This is a genomic window from Paraburkholderia sp. PAMB 6770 (genome assembly GCF_057748135.1).
Window position 1 is genome coordinate 2837021 of record NZ_CM173238.1, and the last position, 17147, is coordinate 2854167.

The following is a 17147-nucleotide window of genomic DNA, read 5'->3' on the forward strand; positions in this document are numbered from 1 at the left end:
CCCGCCCATCATGACGCTCGCCTCCACGCCTGAGATCATCGCCGAACTGAAAGCCGGCCGGATGGTGATCCTCGTCGACGAAGAAGACCGTGAAAACGAGGGCGACCTCGTGATCGCCGCCGAATTCGTCACCCCGGAAGCGATCAACTTCATGGCCCGCTACGGCCGTGGCCTGATCTGCCTCACGCTCACGCAGGAACGCTGCAAGCACCTCAACCTGCCGCTGATGACCTATCGCAACGGCACGCAGTACGGCACCGCGTTCACGGTCAGCATCGAGGCCGCGGAAGGCGTCACCACCGGCATCTCGGCCGCCGACCGCGCGCACACCATCCGCACCGCGGTCGCGCACGACGCGCGCCCGGAGCAGATCGTGCAGCCGGGCCACGTGTTTCCGATCATGGCGCAGCCCGGCGGCGTGCTCGTGCGCGCCGGCCATACCGAGGCCGGCTGCGACTTCACCGCGCTCGCGGGCCTGACGCCGGCCGCGGTGATCTGCGAGGTGATCAACGACGACGGCACGATGGCGCGTCTGCCCGACCTGCTCGAATTCGGCCAGCAGCACGGGCTGAAGACCGGCACGATCGCCGACCTGATCCACTACCGCAGCCGCACCGAATCGATCGTCGAGCGCATCGGCGAGCGCACGATGCAAACGGCGCACGGCCCGTTCCGCGCGATCCTGTACCGCGACCTGCCGAGCGGCCAGCCGCATATCGCGCTGGTGCGCGGCACGCCGTCCCCCGGGCGCGAAACGCTCGTGCGCGTGCACGAGCCGCTGTCGGTGCTGGACCTGCTCGAAGTCGGCACGTCGACCCACTCGTGGACGCTCGACGCCGCAATGAAGGAAATCGCCGCCCGCGACGACGGCGTGATCGTGCTGCTGAACTGCGGCGATTCGCGCGAGCACCTGATCGACGTGTTCCAGGCCTTCGATTCGAAGGACCGCGCCGACGCGCTCAAGCGCCGCCCGGTCGACTTCAAGACCTACGGCGTCGGCGCGCAAATTCTGCGCGAACTCGGCGTCGGACGGATGCAGGTGCTGTCGAACCCGCGCAAGCTCGGCAGCATGTCGGGCTACGGTCTCGAAGTCACCGGCTTCGTGCCGATGCCCGGCTGCGCGGTGCAGACGCAGCCGCCGTCCGCCGCCTGAATCCGCTCATCAGGCCGCGCCCGCACGGCGCGCGGCTCACCCCACACCACTACGGAATCACTATGGAAATCGGACAATACCAACCGAATCTCGACGGCGACGGCCTGCGCATCGGCATCGTGCAGGCGCGCTTTAACGAGCCGGTCTGCAACGGCCTCGCGGACGCCTGCATCGAGGAGCTCGAACGCCTCGGCGTCACCGGCGAGGACGTGCTGCTCGTGACCGTGCCCGGCGCGCTCGAAATTCCGCTCGCGCTGCAAAAGCTCGCGGAGAGCGCGCAGTTCGACGCGCTGATCGCGCTCGGCGCGGTGATCCGCGGCGAAACCTACCACTTCGAGCTGGTCTCGAACGAAAGCGGCACCGGCATTGCGCGCGTCGGCCTCGACTTCGGCATTCCGGTCGCCAATGCGGTGCTGACCACCGAGACCGACGAGCAGGCGGTCGCCCGGATGACCGAGAAGGGCCGTGACGCGGCGCGCGTCGCGGTCGAGATGGCGAATCTGAGCGTCGCGCTCGAACAGCTCGGCGGCGACGAAGAGGACGAAGACGAGGACGACGAAGAGGAAGAGGCATGAAGAGCGCACGTCGACGCTCCCGCGAGCTGGCCGCGCAGGGGCTGTACCAGTGGCTGCTGTCGGGCGCGAGCGCCAGCGAGATCAACGCGCAGCTGAGCGGCGCGCAGGGTTTCGACAAGGCGGACCACGCCCACCTCGACGCGCTGCTCGGCGGCGTGATCCGCGACAACGACGCGCTGAGCGCGGACCTCGTTCCGTACCTCGACCGCCCGCTCGACCAGATCTCGCCGGTCGAGCGCGCGGTGCTGCTGGTCGCCGCCTACGAACTGCGCAATCACGTGGACATTCCGTACCGCGTCGTGATCAACGAGGCGGTCGAGCTCACGAAGACCTTCGGCGGCGCGGACGGCTACAAGTACGTCAACGGCGTGCTCGACAAGCTGGCCGCGCAGGTGCGCCCGGCCGAAGCCCAGGCGGCACGCAGGGGCTGACGCGCCGTCGCCGCGCAAGACGGCGCGCGGCGGATGCCCGCACGCATCCGCGCGCCGCGCCCACCAGATCGTCTTCCCGCCAAGTCCGAAATCGTATGAACTCCGTGACCGAACCCCTGTTGCGGCTCGCCGCGCGCGTCGACGCGATCCAGCCCTTCTACGTGATGGAACTCGCGAAGCAGGCCGCGCAACTCGAGCAGGCCGGCCGCGACATCATCCACATGGGGATCGGCGAGCCCGACTTCACCGCGCCCGAGCCGGTCATCGACGCCGCCGCGTCCGCCCTGCGGCGCGGCGTCACGCAATACACGAGCGCCGTCGGCCTCGCCGCGCTGCGCGAGGCCATTGCCGGCCACTACGCGCATGCGTACGGCCTCGCGATCGACCCCGCGCGCATCGTCGTCACCGCAGGCGCCTCGGCGGCACTGCTGCTCGCGTGCGCGGCGCTCGTCGACCGCGACGACGAAGTGCTGATGCCCGATCCGAGCTATCCGTGCAACCGTCACTTCGTCGTCGCCGCCGAGGGCAAGCCGGTGCTCGTGCCATCGGGACCGGCGGAGCGCTTCCAGCTGACCGCCGCCGACGTCGAGCGGCTGTGGAACGCCCGCACGCGCGGCGTGCTGCTCGCGTCGCCGTCGAATCCGACCGGCACGTCGATCGCGCCCGACGAACTGCGGCGCATCGTCGAAGCGGTGCGCGTGCGCGGCGGCTTCACGATCGTCGACGAGATCTACCAGGGCCTCAGCTACGACGCGCCGCCGGTCTCCGCGCTCTCGTTCGGCGACGACGTGATCACCGTCAACAGCTTCTCGAAGTACTTCAACATGACCGGCTGGCGGCTCGGCTGGCTGGTCGTGCCGCCCGCGCTGGCCGGCGCGTTCGAGAAACTCGCGCAGAACCTGTTCATCTGCGCGTCCGCGCTCGCGCAGCATGCGGCGCTGGCGTGCTTCGAGCCGGCCACGCTCGCGATCTACGAAGCCCGCCGCCTCGAATTCGGACGGCGGCGCGCGTTCATCGCGCCGGCGCTCGAATCGCTCGGGTTCGGCGTGCCGGTGATGCCCGACGGCGCGTTCTACGTGTACGCCGACTGCCGTCAGGTCCCGCATGCGGCGGCGGGCGACAGCGCGGCGCTGACCCACGCGATGCTGCACGACGCGGGCGTGGTGCTGGTGCCGGGCATGGATTTCGGGCACCACGCGCCGCGCAGCTATATCCGCCTGTCGTATGCGACCGCATACGCGAAACTGGAAGAGGCGGTCGAACGCCTGCGCGGACTGTTCGAGCGCGGCTGAACCCGGGCTGCGCGGGCGGGGGGCGTGGGCCGGGCGTGGGCCGGGTACGATACGCGCGAGCGGTTCGAACAAAACAAAAGCCCCTGTCGGTCGTCGACCGACAGGGGCTTTGCTATTCGGGGTGCCAGGACGCGCCGCCTAGGCGCCCATTTCCTGCGGACTCACGGTGCGATGCGCAGTGTTGGCATCGTCCTGGACCTGCACCTTGACCGGCGTCGCGGTGTTCACGGGATGCGCGGCAAGCGTCACCTGCACGCGCTTCGCCGGGGCCGACGCGGTCGTCGTTACCGGACCCTGCGGCGCATTGACCGGTACGTTGCGGCCGCGCGCCACGTCGCGCAGGCGGTTGCGCTCGGCGATCACCTTCGCGCCATAGCCGCCGTCGTCGCGCGACGTCGCGCCGTTATACAGACGCAGCCCGCCGGGCAGCGAGCCGCCGCGCGCGATGCAGTCCTTCAGCACCAGCGCACCCACCTTGATGTTGGCAAACGGATCCAGCGCCGCGCGCTGGCCGCCGAAGTATTGCAGCTTGTCCGAATGGACCTTCGACATCACCTGCATCAGCCCCTGCGCGCCCACGCCGCTTTCCGCATACGGATTGAAGCCCGATTCGATCGCGATCACCGACAGCAGCAGCAGCGGATCGAGCCCGACCTCGCGGCCCGTTTCGAACGCCGCCTGCACGAGTTCGCCGACCGGCTCCTCGGCCACGTGATACCGCCGCGCAAGGTAAGTGGTCACTTGCTGCTGTTCGCGCACCGACACCAGCACGCGGTCGTCGCGCGCATCCGGCGCGACGCGCTGCTGCGGAATCAGCCGGGCCAGTGCGGTGATGCTTTGCACCGAATGCGGATCGAGCGCCGCAAACGCGGTGGCGGCCATGCCGCTCGCACCGCTGCCGTCGAAGGCGCCGTCATAGCTCGTATTGGCGACCGCACCGCCCGTGCTCGACGCCGTATTGGCCGAGGCGCTCAGGCCGTCGTCCGACGACGCGCCGCCTTGCGGCCGGATGGCCGGCAGCGGATCGCCCTGCAGCAGGCGGGCGGGACCCGCCTCGACGGCGGCCGTCAGCACCGGCATCAGCTGCGCCGCCAGCGTGCCGCGCCAGCCCGGCATCAGCCAGAGCGCGGCCGTCAGCAGGACGGCCAGGCCGCCCACGACGCTCAATACGTAATAACTCAAACGCGTACCGCGACGCAGCGCCGCGCGCACCCACTGCGCGACTCGCTCGTCGGGACGCCACGTTAACCAGGCGTTCATTCTGATCTCCCAACTTGCATGACCCGCGAACACCGCCGGATGAGCCGGCATCACACCACCTGTTCGCAGCATCAGGACGTCGCGCGCTCTGGTTAGGGTCGCAGCGGCGCCGGGAATACGGCAGTACGCCGTACGCGGGAAGCCATCTCAAAAAAATCCTGGCGCCATGCCGAAAAACATGTCGCGAGGGCTTCCACGCTAAAAAAGCCAGCATTGAATCGCGCTGGCGAGGACTTCCAAAAAGACCGTCAGATACCGTGCAGGGGTTCGGTAAACGGTGACGCGTTGCGTCTTCAGGACCGGGGGGCAGTGGTAAAAAGGTTCACGCCCTGCAACCAACGTGAGCGGATTCTAGGCACGGTTTAATAGATCGTCAACACTATAGGGCGACGAAACTATAACTATTTGTAATAACGAACACTGTTCAGTCGGTCAAGAACCCCACGCCAAGCGGTTCTTCGACCGGTCGCGGATTTTGCCCTGCAACGTGCGGTAAACAACGCAGGTAAAATCGACAATCGATCCGGCGCAGCGATTGCCTGCCGCCCCCTTGTTCCCGCCGCCCCGTGCGGCTCTCACCCGCCTCCGATGAAATATAAAGACCTGCGCGACTTCGTCGGCCGCCTCGAAACGCTCGGCGAACTGCGCCGCATCTCGCAACCCGTGTCGCCGGTTCTCGAAATGACCGAGCTGTGCGACCGCGTGCTGCGCGCGGGCGGCCCCGCCCTGCTGTTCGAGGCCCGCCACGGCCATGCGTTCCCCGTGCTCGGCAACCTGTTCGGCACGCCGCGGCGCGTCGCGCTCGGCATGGGCATCGACGGCGGCGACGACACCGCGCTGCAGTCGCTGCGCGACGTCGGCCGCCTGCTGTCGGCGCTGAAGGAGCCGGAGCCGCCGCGCGGCCTGAAGGACGCGGGCAAGCTGTTCTCGCTCGCGAAAGCGGTCTGGGACATGGCGCCGAAGACGGTCAGCGCGGCGCCCTGCCAGGAAATTGTCTGGGAAGGCGACGACGTCGATCTCGCGAAGCTGCCGATCCAGACCTGCTGGCCGGGCGATGCGGCGCCGCTCGTCACCTGGGGCCTGACCGTCACGCGCGGGCCGAACAAGCGCCGGCAGAACCTCGGCATCTACCGGCAGCAGCTGATCGGCCGCAACCAGCTGATCATGCGCTGGCTCGCGCATCGCGGCGGCGCGCTCGATTTCCGCGAATTCGCGCTGCAGAATCCCGGCGAGCCCTACCCGGTCGCCGTCGTGCTCGGCGCGGATCCGGCCACGACGCTCGGCGCCGTGACGCCCGTGCCGGACACGCTGTCCGAGTACCAGTTCGCCGGCCTGCTGCGCGGCTCGCGCACCGAGCTTGCGCGCTGCCTGACGCCCGGCGTCGACACGCTGCAGGTGCCGGCGCGCGCCGAAATCGTGCTGGAAGGCTTCATTCGTCCGCAGACCGGCACGCCGGCGGCGCCGCCCGCCGGCGCGCCGCCGCGCCCGAGCCGCGGCGCGAGCGCCGCTTACGAACACGCGCTCGAAGGCCCGTACGGTGACCACACCGGCTACTACAACGAACAGGAATGGTTCCCGGTGCTGACCGTCGAGCGCATCACGATGCGCCGCGACGCGATCTATCACTCCACCTACACCGGCAAACCGCCCGACGAGCCGGCCGTGCTAGGCGTCGCGCTGAACGAGGTGTTCGTGCCGCTCCTGCAGAAACAGTTCGCCGAAATCACGGACTTCTATCTGCCGCCCGAAGGCTGCAGCTACCGGATGGCGATCGTGCAGATGAAGAAGAGCTATCCCGGCCATGCGAAGCGGGTCATGTTCGGCGTATGGAGCTTCCTGCGGCAGTTCATGTACACGAAGTTCATCGTGGTCGTCGACGAGGACGTGAACATCCGCGACTGGAAGGAGGTGATCTGGGCCATCACGACGCGCGTGGACCCCGCGCGCGATACGGTGCTGGTCGAGAACACGCCGATCGACTATCTCGACTTCGCGTCGCCGGTCGCCGGCCTCGGCTCGAAGATGGGGCTGGACGCCACCAACAAGTGGCCCGGCGAGACCAGCCGCGAGTGGGGCCGTCCGATCGAAATGGACGCCGCGGTCAAGCGGCGCGTCGATGCGCTGTGGGACGAACTCGGCCTCTAGCGGCGCGCCGGCGCTTGTCTGGCGCTTGTCTGGCGCTTGTCTGGCGCTTGTCTGGCGCTTGTCTGGCGCCTGATCCCGCTTGATCCCGCTTTCCCACGGCTTTCCCGCCGTTGCCGGCCGCGCCGGCGGCCCGCCCAGACGGTCCGCCGCGCGCCCGCACGGCAGACCGCCCCCCAACACGAACAAGGAGCCGATTCGCGCATGCACGCGTTATCGATGCTGTCCGATGGTTTCTTTCTGTCGCTGTCGCTGTGCCTCGACATCGGCCTCGTCAACGTCGCGATCATCTCGCTCACGCTGTCGCACGGCTTCAGGCCGGGCTTCTGGCTCGGGCTCGGCTCGTGCTTGGGCGACCTGATCTACGCGGCGCTCGCGCTCGCCGGCATGGCCGCGCTGCTGCAGTTTCCGGCGGTGCGCTGGGTGGTCTGGATCGGCGGCGCGGCGATCCTGCTGATGCTGACCGCGAAGATGGCCCGCGAGGCGCTATTCCCCGCGTCCGCGCCGCCGGTCGAGGGCGAGGCCGACGCCTCGGCGCCGCGCCCCGCGCCCGCGCGCGGCTTCGCGCGCGGCGTGCTGCTCGCGATCTCGTCGCCCTCCGCGATCCTGTGGTTCGCCGCGGTCGGCGGCGCGCTGATCGCCAAGGCCGGCGCGACCACGCTCGCCGCCGCTGCGCTGTTTCTCGGCGGCTTTTTCGCCGGCGGGCTCGCGTGGACCGTGTTCATCTGCGCGCTCGCGAGCCACGGCCGCCAGCGCGCGGGCACGACGCTGCTGCGCGCGTGCCATGTGGTGTCGGCGCTGCTCTTCGCGTATTTCTCGTACAGCGTGATCGTGCACGGCTACCGCGATCTGATTGCGCCGCACACGCACGCGGCCGGCCTCGGCGCGTCCGCCGCCTGACCGGAACGCGGGCCGCCTAGCCGAAAAACTGCGCGAGACGCGACAGGTCGACGTTGCCGCCGCTCACGATCACGCCGACCCGCTTGCCCTCGACGGGCACGATGCCGTTGAACACCGCCGCCGCCGCGAGACAGCCGGTCGGCTCGACGACGAGCTTCATGCGCTGCGCGAAAAAGCGCATCGTCTCGACGAGCTGCGCGTCGGTCACGGTGACGATCTGCTCGACCAGCCGCTGGATGACCGGGAACGTGTACGCGCCGAGATGCGTGGACGCCGCGCCGTCCGCGATCGTCTGCGGCGCCGGAATGTGCACGATCTCGCCGCGCGCGAGCGACTGCTGGCCGTCGTTGCCCGCCTCCGGCTCGACGCCGGTCACCTTGCAGCCGGGGCTCAGTTCGGCCGCCGCCAGCGCGCTGCCGGAAATCAGCCCGCCGCCGCCGAGGCAGACGAACAGCAGATCGAGCGGGCCGGTTTCCTCGAGCATTTCCTTCACCGCGGTCCCCTGCCCAGCGATCACGTGCGGGTGGTCGTAGGGCGGAATCAGCGTCATGCCGCGCTCGCGCGCGAGCCGCTCGCCGATCTCCTCGCGGTTTTCCTTGTAGCGGTCGTAGAAGATCACTTCGCCGCCGTAGCCCTGGGTCGCGGCCACCTTCGCGGCGGGCGCGTCGTGCGGCATCACGATCGTCGCGCGAATGCCCGCGAGCTTCGCGGACAGCGCGATCGCCTGCGCGTGATTGCCGGACGAATAGGTGATCACGCCGGCGTCGCGCTGCGCGTAATCGAAGTGCGAAATCGCGTTGTACGCGCCGCGGAACTTGAATGCGCCCATGCGCTGGAAGTTCTCGCACTTGAAGAACAGCGACGCGCCGGTGCGTTCGTCCGCGGTGCGCGAGGTGAGCACGGGCGTGCGGTGCGCGACCCCTTCGAGGCGCGCGGCGGCGTCGACGACGTCGACGTAGGTGGGAGCGGGAAGCACTTGCATCGGCACGGGACTCCGAAGGCGGTGGGAAAACGTCATTGTCCCAGCTTCATCCGCTATTGCGTGACGAACCGCGCAGCGATGCGGCGCGAGCGCCGGGCGCCCATGCGAAAACGGCGCAACGCAGTCGCGAAGACTGCGTTGCGCCGTGCGTCAAAAACCGTGCGGCAACGCGCCGCCGGACTCAGCGACGATAGTAGCCGTGGTGCCAGTAATGGTGATAGTACGGGTGGTAATACGGATGGTAATAGCCGTAGTACCCGCCGCCCACCACCACGGCGGGCGGCGGCGGGGGCGCGTAGTACACGGGCGGCGGCGGCGGTGCGTAGTACACCGGCGGCGGCGCGTACACCGGATACACGGGAGCGACCGGAAGGCCGATGCCGATACCCACCGAGATGTGCGCCTGCGCTGCGGTCGCGACACCGAGACCCAGCGCGGCAGCCACGACAAATGGAACGATCCTCTTCACTTTTTTCTCCTGATGCGGCTTGGCCTGCTGGCTGTGCCGCCTGACTTGCAGCTCCTGTGTGACCCACTGTATCGAAAAAGGATCGCACTCGATGCGTGCATTTGTTGCAAATTGCAATTGCCCGCGCGCCGGAGCGCGACGCCGCCACCGGGCATTCGCGCAGCGAGGTCTCGGCGAGCGCGGCCATCGGCATGCTGGCCGAATTTACCGGAGCGCATCCGCGACGACCGTGCTATTCCGGTAATCTTTAATTACAAATTCAATTCAGCGTAACCGGTGCTCCGCTTGCGAGGTGCCGTAAACGGCAAAAGCCCGGCGTAAACCGGGCTTTTGCCGCAGAGCCAAACAAGCAGGCTGTCCGCTATCCGACCTTGACGTAGGTGAACTCCCGCGTGACGCTGGGCGGTACGTAGGCGCCACTGATCTTCACGCGCGGCGTGAGGCGCTTGCGCTGGTCCCACCAGCGGCGGCGCTGCGAATGAGTCAGGAACCGCAAGTGCTTTCGGTACGAAAAGATGCTCATATCGACCTCCCGAATCGGACTGCGACACAGAGAACAACCCTAACCGCACCTACCTGATATCGATCCTGAAAATTGTGAGCAGTTTCCGGACCCGATGGCGCAGCGTAGACAGATGACGCGCGTACGCCTCCATATCCGCGCCGGTTTGATCCGACGATACGCCGCCGCCCCGGCACGCTTGCCGCGCGATGCGCGGCGAATGCGCGACGAATGAAAGACCCGCGCGCGACCCACACGCGACGAATGCGCGATACTGCATGCTTGCCTTCAATTCGCTGTCTGGAGCAGGCCTCATGACCGCTTTCCCCCTGCCGCGCCTCGGCTTCATCGGCGCCGGGCGCCTCGCGCGCTGCCTCGCGCAGGGTTTCGCGCGCGCCGGCTATCCGGTTGTCGCGGTCGCGAGCCGCACGCACGCGTCGGCCCGCGAACTCGCGGCCCGCATCGACGGCTGCGCGGCGCTGGATACGCCGCAGCAGGTCGTCGACGCGGCCGATATCGTCTTTCTAGCCGTCCCGGATGACAGCATCGGTACGACGGCGAACACTTTGCGCTTTGATGGCGCCGGTGCCGATCACGCGCCGGGTTCCGCGCGTCTGCGCGCGCTGGTGCACTGCAGCGGTGCGTCGCCGGTGACGCTGCTCGACGCCGCGCGCGCCCAGGGCGCGGCCATCGGCGGCTTTCATCCGCTCTACCTGTTCGGCGGCGGCGCGGCCGACCTCGAACGCATCGCCGGCTGCTCGATCACCGTCGAAGCCGACGGTGCGCTGAAAACGACGCTCGACGCGCTCGTTCTGGCGCTGCGCTGCCACCTGCTGTCGATTCCGCCGGGCGGCCGCATGCTGTACCACGCGGCGGCGCATTACGCGGCGAGCTTTGCGCTGTGCAGCCTCGCCGAATGCGTCACGCTGTGGCGCACGCTCGGCTTCGCCGAGGACGACGCGCTGCGCGCGCTGCTGCCGATGCTCGCCGGCACGATCGAAACCGCCCGCGACAAGGGGCTGCCCGACGCGCTCGCGGGGCCGGTCTCGCGCGGCGACACGGGCGTGGTCAGCCAGCAGCTGGCACTACTCGAAGGCTGCGGCGGCGACCACGCGGCGCTCTATGCGCTGATGACGCGCCGCGCGGTCGACCTCGCGCGGCGCCGCGCGACACCGCCCGCGTCGCTCGAAGCGATCGCGCAGGTCGTCGAGCAGTCGCTCGCCCGCGCGCTCGCGCACGTGCCCGACGGGACGGGCGTCCACAAGCCGTGATAATGTGACGACCGGCGCCGCGAGCCGCAAGCACGCGCCGCCGGGACCAACCGACGAGAACACATAATGATCAAGGTCAGCATCCTCTACCCCTACCGGGAAAACGGCCGCTTCGACATGGACTATTACTGCCGCACGCACATGCCGCTCGCGGCACGCCTGTTCGGCGACGCGCTGAAGGGCTGGTCGGTGGACGCCGGCATCAGCGCGGGGCCGCCGGGCACGCCGCCGCCGTACGTCGCGGCCGGGCACTTCCTGTTCGACACCGTCGACGCGTTCTACGCGGTATTCAAGCCGGCTGCCGACACGCTCGTGGCCGACATTCCGAACTACACGGACGGCGGCAACGGCACGATCCTGATCAGCGAGGTCAAGGTCGCGATCTAGCGCACGGCACGCCCCTGCTGCGCCATCCCGAAGCGAAGCGACGCGCCGCCGGCAACCGGCGGCGCGCGTCCGATCAACCCATGGCCGCACAGGCCGGCACCTGGCGTTCGGCACGGCCGCGCGCCCATTAGAAGAAAGGATTCACGATGTTCGGCGAGATCGCCCGTTTTCTGCTCAATACCCTCTTCACCCTGTTCGGCGCCGCGCTGCTGCTGCGCGCCTGGCTGCAATTCGTGCGACTGCCGCCGTACAACCCGGTCACGAACGCCGTGCTGCACGTGACCAACTGGCTCGTGCTGCCGCTGCGCCACATCGTGCCGGCCACGCGCAGGCTCGACTGGGCGAGTCTGATCGCCACGCTGATCGCGGGCATTGTCTACGTGGTGCTGATGGTCGCGGTCACCGGCGCCGATCCGCTGCAGATGTGGCCGACGCTGCTGATCGTCGCGCTGCTGACAGTGATCAAGTGGGGCCTCAATCTCATCATCTGGCTCACGATCCTGATGGCGCTGCTGTCGTGGCTGAACCCGCGCTCGCCGGCGATGCCGATCCTGTTCCAGCTGACCGCGCCGTTCCTGAACCCGCTGCGCCGCGTGATTCCGCAAATGGGCGGCCTCGACCTGTCGCCGATCCTGCTGTTCGTGATCGTGCAGGTGCTGATGATGATCGTCACGCGCGTGGCGGTTCAGCTGACCTACTTCGTGATCTGAACGGATGACGCCGGGGCTCGCGCCGGCCCGCGCGACGGGCGCGGCGCGAGCGGACCCCGGCGGACAGCCGGTTACTGCGGCTGCGAGAGCTGGCCGTAGGCGACCGCGGAATTGTCGGGCGCGCGGATGATGAACATCAGCGTCGGCGTGTACAGGCTGCTGCCCGAAATCGGCAGGAACGTGATCGCCGCGCTGCCCGCATACGTCTTGCCGGACTGCAGCGTGCAGGTCGTGGTGGTGCCGGTGACGCTCAACGTGTACAGGTTCTCCGACGACGACGGCGTGGCGAGCAGCAGCGTGCCCGTCACCGGACAGTTGCTGAGGGTGCCGGACACGCTGCCGTCGGCGGCGACCGTCAGCGAACTGCCGGACTCGGACCATGTGCCGGTGACCGTGCCCTGCGTGACGGCGAGCGCATTCGCGGGGTCGTAGGTCCACGAGAGGCTGGTGGTCGTGCCGTTCGAGACAAAGCTGCCGCTGAAGGTCTGCGCGCTCGCGAACGTACCCGAACCCGAGGTGGTCGGGTAGTAAAAGGCGAGCGAGTAAGCGTCACCCGACGTGAGGGTCCAGTTGGGCGTCGTGGTCGTGATGGCGCCGAAGAACTCGTCCATCACGACGGTAGAGATCGACGTCACATACGACACGTTGTTCTGCGGATCGATGAACGCGGTGGTTTTATCCACGCCGGACTGCGACGTCCAGATGCCCTCGATGCCATTGCCGACCGCGGCAGTCGATCCTGCTTGCGGACTGGTGAGGCTCGGCAGTTCGACGCCGTTGACCGTGGCCGCAGGAGTCGACGCCGCGCCCGGCGCGCTCGCGGCGGTGGCCGCGGGCGTGGCCGACGCTCCGCTCCCGCCGCCTCCGCCGCACGCGGCGAGAGCAAGCGTTGCCAACAGGGATACCGGCAGATAGGTTTTGTTTTTCATGTCTTTTATTTGCGTTGAGTGGATACGGGCAGCAAACGCCTGCGCCATACCACAAGACGAATCGATCTCGATGATTTTCCGAATCGCCCCATTCCGCGCCTCACCCCGTTAGCTTGACGGGGCCCTCAAAGCCCATTCAAGGCATGATTTGCGGAACGAGACTTGTCCTTATACGGCCGCAATTCGGGAGACTTTAGCTTTTATTTGAATTTAATCGAATTCAATGCGGATCGCATTTTAATTCATGCGAATTGAATGAGATTGGCATGGGCAAGCATGTTTGTTGCATGACGCCTTGTGCAGACCGGCTGTGCGAGATGACGTCGTCACGAACGACACGTTCGCCGCGGCAGCTTGTGGGGCTCGGCAAACGAATTTTCTTATCAAATTTCGCGAATGCCCTCTATCTTCCTTGGAAAATTTCTGATGCCCTGTTTAACGAAGTCTATCCCTCTGGAAGAAACGTTCAATCAGGCGCGGCCTCACGAATTTCTTTCAATATACTAATAGGCGACTTTCGATAAATATCATGGTAAGCGGTATGTATGATGCTTTTCTCTTCGAATCCATGCCGACGCACGCCTGGATCCCGCGCCCAATAGAACCCGACAGAACACAACAGATGAAGACCTCTCGCCTGCCGCACGTGGACACCCCGGCTCCACACGCGCCCGCCCCGCGCGACGTCCGTCCAATTTGCCAAAGTGTGACGAAAGCGCGTAGAATCACGTGCTCTGCGGGCGTCGTATAATGGCTATTACCCTAGCTTCCCAAGCTAGAGACGTGGGTTCGATTCCCATCGCCCGCTCCACTTCCCGCCAGATCTGGCAAAGTATTCCCCCAAAAAAAACGGCTTGCGTACAAGCATACCCACGACGTCGCGTCGCGGGAGCGATCACGTCGCCGCCGTCACCTGCACCCTCGCCCGCGCCACGCGAACCAAGCCCGTCCAGCCAGGCCTGCTGAGGACGCTCGACGCGCTGCTCGACGAACGCAACGTCACCCGCGCAGCGCGCCTCTCGCTGACTCAGCCCGCCGTGAGCGCGATGCTCGCGCGTCTGCGCGAGAGCCTCGGCGACCCGCTCTTCGTCCGCTCGCAGCGCGGCATCGTGCCTCCCGCGCGCTCGAACTGGCCGCGCCGGTGCGACAGATACTCGGCGAGATCGACTGCGCGCTGATCACGCCACAGACCACGCCCGACGATCTGCATGCGCGCGCCCTGTTCGACGAGCGCTACGTCTGCGCCGTGCGCACGGATCATCCGGCCGCGGACCGGCGTCTCACGCTCGCCCGCTTTTGCGCGCTCGATCATGCGCTGGTGCCGTATGACGGCGGCAGTCTGAGCGGCGTCACCGACGACGCGCTCGCGCGCCTCCGCCGCGTAACGGTTTCCGTGGCAAGCCCTCTTGTATTGCCGGACATTCTGCGCGCGACCGACCTGATCGCCGCCGTCCCGTCGCGCCTTGTGCGCGACGCGGCCGGGCGCGCCGTCGTCGAACCGCCGCTCGACATTCCCGGCTTCACGACGCACCTCGCGTGGCATGCGCGCACGCATCGCTCGCCGGCGCACCCGTGGGCAAGAGCGCTCGTCGCCGAGACCTGCGAAGCGCCCGGACGCGCACACGGCGCGAAACGCGCATCCTGCACGGCGCAGTCCGGCTTGCGCCGGAACGGCACCACCGGCCGAGCGCCGCATCCGCCGGAGCCCGGTACCGGATGCCCGATGCCACCCTCATTCATGGTGCGGCTGGACGCCTGTCTTCGGGTTGTGCTACCTTCCTACCCCTGCGTCGCGGGCCCGTGCGTCGCAGCCGACGCATCCCGAGCCTGTTGAACCCTGCCGGGCCCGTGCGCGTACTGCGCGAAACGCGGATCGCCCGCGTCATCAAGGCCTGCGGGCCGCCGCGTCCCGATGACGGCAGTCGCCCGCCCGCCGCACTGGTCAAACGGCCGGCGCGCAGCCGGTCCGCGCCAGCCGCACTCCCGTTCTAGCCATCGACGATGATCCACACTCCTGATGAGGCGAGCCGCCCCGGCGATCTCGCCGCCGACACCGGCACGTCCGCCCTGCCGTCCACTTCGCCCGCCTCGCCCGACGCTGCCGCGCGAGGCGCCGAGGATGCGGCGCCCGCGCACGACGTGGCACACCCGCGCCGCATCCGCAGCTTCGTCACGCGCGCCGGACGCGTGTCCACCGGGCAGCGTCGCGCGCTCGACGAACTCGGACCACGCTTCGTCGTCCCGTATGCGCCCGCGCAGCCCGACTGGGACGGCGTTTTCGGCCGCCGCGCGCCGCGCATCCTTGAAATCGGCTTCGGGATGGGCGCGACCACGGCGGAAATCGCCGCGCACCGTCCCGACGACGACTTTCTCGGCGTCGAAGTGCACGAACCGGGCATCGGCGCGCTGCTGAAACTGATCGACGAGCAGCAGTTGCCGAACATCCGCATCATCCAGCACGACGCAGTCGAAGTGCTCGAACAGATGCTCGCGCCGCACAGCCTCGACGGTGTGCACATCTTCTTCCCCGATCCCTGGCACAAGGCCCGCCATCACAAGCGCCGCCTGATCCAGCCGGCCTTCGTCGCGCTGCTCGCCTCGCGCCTGAAGCCCGGCGCCTATCTGCATTGCGCGACCGACTGGCAGAACTACGCCGAGCAGATGCTCGACGTCCTCGGCGCAGCGCCTTCGCTCGCCAACACGGCCGAGGATTACGCGCCGCGCCCCGATTATCGTCCGGTGACGAAATTCGAGCGCCGCGGCCTGCGGCTCGGACATGGCGTATGGGATCTGATCTTCAGACGCCGCAGCGACGTCTGAGCGCACCGCCTCGCGCGCGGTTGCGCGCGAGGCGCGCAGGCCCCGATGGGGTCCGGCACGCCGCGGCTGTCACATCCCGTCACTTCTGGACGATCTGCACGCGGATGCCGTTCGGCAGGATGGTGATGGTCCCCGGTTCGTAGTGCACGCCGGCGAATTCCAGTTGCTCGGGCTTGAACGTGTAGATCGCGTACCCGTCGAGCAGTTGCGCGGCCAGCATGCCGGCCGCCTCGTTGATCTGTTGCGCGTACATGCGCGCGTCGCCGGACACGGTGACATGGTCGACGTTCGGCGACTTCAGCACCACCGAGTGGCGCGTCGGATCGTAGGCAAGCGCAGTGGACAGCGTGAACACGCCGTCCACCGGCGCCTGCAGGAACGGGCTCGCAAAGCGGGCATCGAGCTGCACTGAGACGCGATTGGCGTCCGGCAGGAATCCGACCACCGGATTCGACAGCGCGACGTCGAATAGCTGCGACACCGCGCGCTGGTACGGAAACTTGCGCTGCACGGCCGTCTGCACCTGCTCGCGCGAAAACGTGTAGTGCGAAGGGATGAACGGAAAGATCGGCGACGCGCAGGCCGCGAGCGACACCGCCATGCCGAGCGCCGCGACCGCCGCAAGCACGATTCGGCGCCGCGTCGGCGCCACGGGTTGGGTCATGCGACTTCTCCAGTAGAAATCGGCGCGCGTCAGTCGCGAAGCGTCAGTCACGCGCGGGACGGGTCAGCGTTTCGAGCCGGGTCAGCCACGCGAGCGCGTCGGCGCGCGTCGCGCCGCACATCTCGGCCTGCGGCTGCAACCCCGCGCAGCAGGCGGGGCGCTCGGGACGCCCGAAGATCGCGCACTGCAGATTCGCATCAAGCTGCGCGCACCGGACGCCGGCCGGCTTGCCGTCGGGCATGCCCGGAATCGGGCTGGATATCGACGGCGCGATGCAACACGCACCGCAGCCGGGGCGGCACGCATGACCGGCTGCATCGAACGGGACTTCGGCTGTCACCACGGGCTTTTCCTGAAACATCCTGACGCACGGGCCCGCTCCATCGAGCGGGCCGCTTCGCATTGTGCCATTGCTGCGGCCTGCGACCTTTTTACACAACGGCCCGCGCACACGGCACGCGTACACTGGAACAGCATCCAGGCCACGCCCGACGGGCGCCGGCGCCGCCCGGTCCAGCCGGCCGCCAACGCGGCAGCTTCGGACCGGGCAGACGCAAGCCCACCCGCACGCACGCCCACCCGCACGCGAATGCAAACCGGCAAACCCGCGAGCCGGCAAGCCCGCACGCAGCCGCTTGCGCACGGGCGTGGCGCTCACCG

At 68.0% G+C, this 17147-nt stretch carries 17 protein-coding genes, 1 tRNA gene and 1 pseudogene; 12 read left to right on the forward strand and 7 right to left on the reverse strand.

Translation table 11 applies throughout. The features are described 5' to 3' along the window. The first annotated feature begins 10 nt into the window (after positions 1-10). From ribBA to AC3AP7_RS12820, 4 genes are all read left to right on the forward strand, one after another. On the forward strand, positions 11-1153 hold the full coding sequence (gene ribBA, locus AC3AP7_RS12805) for a bifunctional 3,4-dihydroxy-2-butanone-4-phosphate synthase/GTP cyclohydrolase II (RefSeq protein ID WP_475762453.1): 1143 nt from the start codon (positions 11-13) through the stop codon (positions 1151-1153). A gap of 62 nt (positions 1154-1215) precedes the next feature. Further along, positions 1216-1728: a 6,7-dimethyl-8-ribityllumazine synthase gene (gene ribH, locus AC3AP7_RS12810; protein ID WP_475762451.1), complete on the forward strand. Its 513-nt coding sequence runs from the start codon at positions 1216-1218 to the stop codon at positions 1726-1728. After that, the gene (nusB, locus tag AC3AP7_RS12815) at positions 1725-2159 is read left to right on the forward strand and encodes a transcription antitermination factor NusB (RefSeq protein ID WP_475762449.1); all 435 of its coding nucleotides are present in this window, start codon (positions 1725-1727) and stop codon (positions 2157-2159) included. Before ribH ends, nusB begins: the two co-directional genes overlap by 4 nt. Before the next feature lie 95 nt (positions 2160-2254). Beyond that, positions 2255-3451: a pyridoxal phosphate-dependent aminotransferase gene (locus AC3AP7_RS12820; protein ID WP_475762447.1), complete on the forward strand. Its 1197-nt coding sequence runs from the start codon at positions 2255-2257 to the stop codon at positions 3449-3451. Positions 3452-3589: 138 nt separating this feature from the next. Here the strand turns inward: AC3AP7_RS12820 and AC3AP7_RS12825 are convergent, their stop codons facing one another. Beyond that, complete coding sequence (locus AC3AP7_RS12825) at positions 3590-4711, reverse strand: transglycosylase SLT domain-containing protein (RefSeq protein ID WP_475762445.1); 1122 nt, start codon at positions 4709-4711, stop codon at positions 3590-3592. 588 nt (positions 4712-5299) lie between these two features. Between AC3AP7_RS12825 and AC3AP7_RS12830 the strand changes: the two genes are divergently transcribed. Next, positions 5300-6856: a UbiD family decarboxylase gene (locus tag AC3AP7_RS12830; RefSeq protein ID WP_475762443.1), complete on the forward strand. Its 1557-nt coding sequence runs from the start codon at positions 5300-5302 to the stop codon at positions 6854-6856. Between the two features lie 201 nt (positions 6857-7057). Then, a complete protein-coding gene (locus AC3AP7_RS12835) occupies positions 7058-7753 on the forward strand; it encodes a LysE family translocator (RefSeq protein WP_475762441.1) in 696 nt (231 codons plus the stop codon). A 16-nt stretch (positions 7754-7769) separates the two neighbouring features. Here the strand turns inward: AC3AP7_RS12835 and AC3AP7_RS12840 are convergent, their stop codons facing one another. The 3 genes from AC3AP7_RS12840 to AC3AP7_RS12850 all read right to left on the reverse strand — a co-directional run bounded on the left by AC3AP7_RS12840 (position 7770) and on the right by AC3AP7_RS12850 (position 9727). After that, a complete protein-coding gene (locus tag AC3AP7_RS12840; protein ID WP_475762439.1) occupies positions 7770-8735 on the reverse strand; it encodes a threo-3-hydroxy-L-aspartate ammonia-lyase in 966 nt (321 codons plus the stop codon). A 181-nt stretch (positions 8736-8916) separates the two neighbouring features. Beyond that, entirely contained in the window at positions 8917-9204 is a 288-nt protein-coding gene (locus AC3AP7_RS12845) for a hypothetical protein (protein WP_475762437.1), read from the reverse strand. 361 nt (positions 9205-9565) lie between these two features. Beyond that, a complete protein-coding gene (locus AC3AP7_RS12850) occupies positions 9566-9727 on the reverse strand; it encodes a hypothetical protein (protein ID WP_475762435.1) in 162 nt (53 codons plus the stop codon). A gap of 293 nt (positions 9728-10020) precedes the next feature. Between AC3AP7_RS12850 and AC3AP7_RS12855 the strand changes: the two genes are divergently transcribed. From AC3AP7_RS12855 to AC3AP7_RS12865, 3 genes are all read left to right on the forward strand, one after another. Then, positions 10021-10977, forward strand: a complete 957-nt coding sequence (locus tag AC3AP7_RS12855) for a Rossmann-like and DUF2520 domain-containing protein (protein WP_475762433.1) — start codon at positions 10021-10023, stop codon at positions 10975-10977. A 66-nt stretch (positions 10978-11043) separates the two neighbouring features. Then, positions 11044-11364, forward strand: a complete 321-nt coding sequence (locus AC3AP7_RS12860; protein WP_475762431.1) for an EthD family reductase — start codon at positions 11044-11046, stop codon at positions 11362-11364. A gap of 146 nt (positions 11365-11510) precedes the next feature. Continuing rightward, on the forward strand, positions 11511-12074 hold the full coding sequence (locus AC3AP7_RS12865; protein WP_475762429.1) for a YggT family protein: 564 nt from the start codon (positions 11511-11513) through the stop codon (positions 12072-12074). A 71-nt stretch (positions 12075-12145) separates the two neighbouring features. Here AC3AP7_RS12865 and AC3AP7_RS12870 read toward each other — a convergent pair whose 3' ends face one another. After that, the gene (locus AC3AP7_RS12870) at positions 12146-13003 is read right to left on the reverse strand and encodes a hypothetical protein (protein WP_475762427.1); all 858 of its coding nucleotides are present in this window, start codon (positions 13001-13003) and stop codon (positions 12146-12148) included. Positions 13004-13739: 736 nt separating this feature from the next. Here AC3AP7_RS12870 and AC3AP7_RS12875 point away from each other — a divergent pair. The 3 genes and pseudogenes from AC3AP7_RS12875 to trmB all read left to right on the forward strand — a co-directional run bounded on the left by AC3AP7_RS12875 (position 13740) and on the right by trmB (position 15823). After that, a tRNA-Gly gene (locus AC3AP7_RS12875) sits at positions 13740-13814 on the forward strand. A gap of 148 nt (positions 13815-13962) precedes the next feature. Further along, positions 13963-14597: pseudogene (locus AC3AP7_RS12880) on the forward strand (LysR family transcriptional regulator); the annotation flags it as partial. 407 nt (positions 14598-15004) lie between these two features. Then, entirely contained in the window at positions 15005-15823 is an 819-nt protein-coding gene (gene trmB, locus AC3AP7_RS12885; RefSeq protein WP_475762425.1) for a tRNA (guanosine(46)-N7)-methyltransferase TrmB, read from the forward strand. Positions 15824-15902: 79 nt separating this feature from the next. Here the strand turns inward: trmB and AC3AP7_RS12890 are convergent, their stop codons facing one another. Both AC3AP7_RS12890 and AC3AP7_RS12895 read right to left on the reverse strand, forming a co-directional pair. Next, on the reverse strand, positions 15903-16487 hold the full coding sequence (locus AC3AP7_RS12890; RefSeq protein WP_475762423.1) for a DUF1439 domain-containing protein: 585 nt from the start codon (positions 16485-16487) through the stop codon (positions 15903-15905). A gap of 43 nt (positions 16488-16530) precedes the next feature. Then, positions 16531-16848: a YkgJ family cysteine cluster protein gene (locus AC3AP7_RS12895; protein ID WP_475762421.1), complete on the reverse strand. Its 318-nt coding sequence runs from the start codon at positions 16846-16848 to the stop codon at positions 16531-16533. Between the last annotated feature and the right edge of the window lie 299 nt (positions 16849-17147).

Coding starts and splice junctions, on each gene's coding strand:
- ribBA (WP_475762453.1), top strand. CDS start 11: ATGACGCTCGCCTCCACGCCTGAGATCATCGCCGAACTGAAAGCCGGC.
- ribH (WP_475762451.1), top strand. CDS start 1,216: ATGGAAATCGGACAATACCAACCGAATCTCGACGGCGACGGCCTGCGC.
- nusB (WP_475762449.1), top strand. CDS start 1,725: ATGAAGAGCGCACGTCGACGCTCCCGCGAGCTGGCCGCGCAGGGGCTG.
- AC3AP7_RS12820 (WP_475762447.1), top strand. CDS start 2,255: ATGAACTCCGTGACCGAACCCCTGTTGCGGCTCGCCGCGCGCGTCGAC.
- AC3AP7_RS12825 (WP_475762445.1), bottom strand. CDS start 4,711: ATGAACGCCTGGTTAACGTGGCGTCCCGACGAGCGAGTCGCGCAGTGG.
- AC3AP7_RS12830 (WP_475762443.1), top strand. CDS start 5,300: ATGAAATATAAAGACCTGCGCGACTTCGTCGGCCGCCTCGAAACGCTC.
- AC3AP7_RS12835 (WP_475762441.1), top strand. CDS start 7,058: ATGCACGCGTTATCGATGCTGTCCGATGGTTTCTTTCTGTCGCTGTCG.
- AC3AP7_RS12840 (WP_475762439.1), bottom strand. CDS start 8,735: ATGCAAGTGCTTCCCGCTCCCACCTACGTCGACGTCGTCGACGCCGCC.
- AC3AP7_RS12850 (WP_475762435.1), bottom strand. CDS start 9,727: ATGAGCATCTTTTCGTACCGAAAGCACTTGCGGTTCCTGACTCATTCG.
- AC3AP7_RS12855 (WP_475762433.1), top strand. CDS start 10,021: ATGACCGCTTTCCCCCTGCCGCGCCTCGGCTTCATCGGCGCCGGGCGC.
- AC3AP7_RS12860 (WP_475762431.1), top strand. CDS start 11,044: ATGATCAAGGTCAGCATCCTCTACCCCTACCGGGAAAACGGCCGCTTC.
- AC3AP7_RS12865 (WP_475762429.1), top strand. CDS start 11,511: ATGTTCGGCGAGATCGCCCGTTTTCTGCTCAATACCCTCTTCACCCTG.
- AC3AP7_RS12870 (WP_475762427.1), bottom strand. CDS start 13,003: ATGAAAAACAAAACCTATCTGCCGGTATCCCTGTTGGCAACGCTTGCT.
- trmB (WP_475762425.1), top strand. CDS start 15,005: ATGATCCACACTCCTGATGAGGCGAGCCGCCCCGGCGATCTCGCCGCC.
- AC3AP7_RS12890 (WP_475762423.1), bottom strand. CDS start 16,487: ATGACCCAACCCGTGGCGCCGACGCGGCGCCGAATCGTGCTTGCGGCG.
- AC3AP7_RS12895 (WP_475762421.1), bottom strand. CDS start 16,848: ATGTTTCAGGAAAAGCCCGTGGTGACAGCCGAAGTCCCGTTCGATGCA.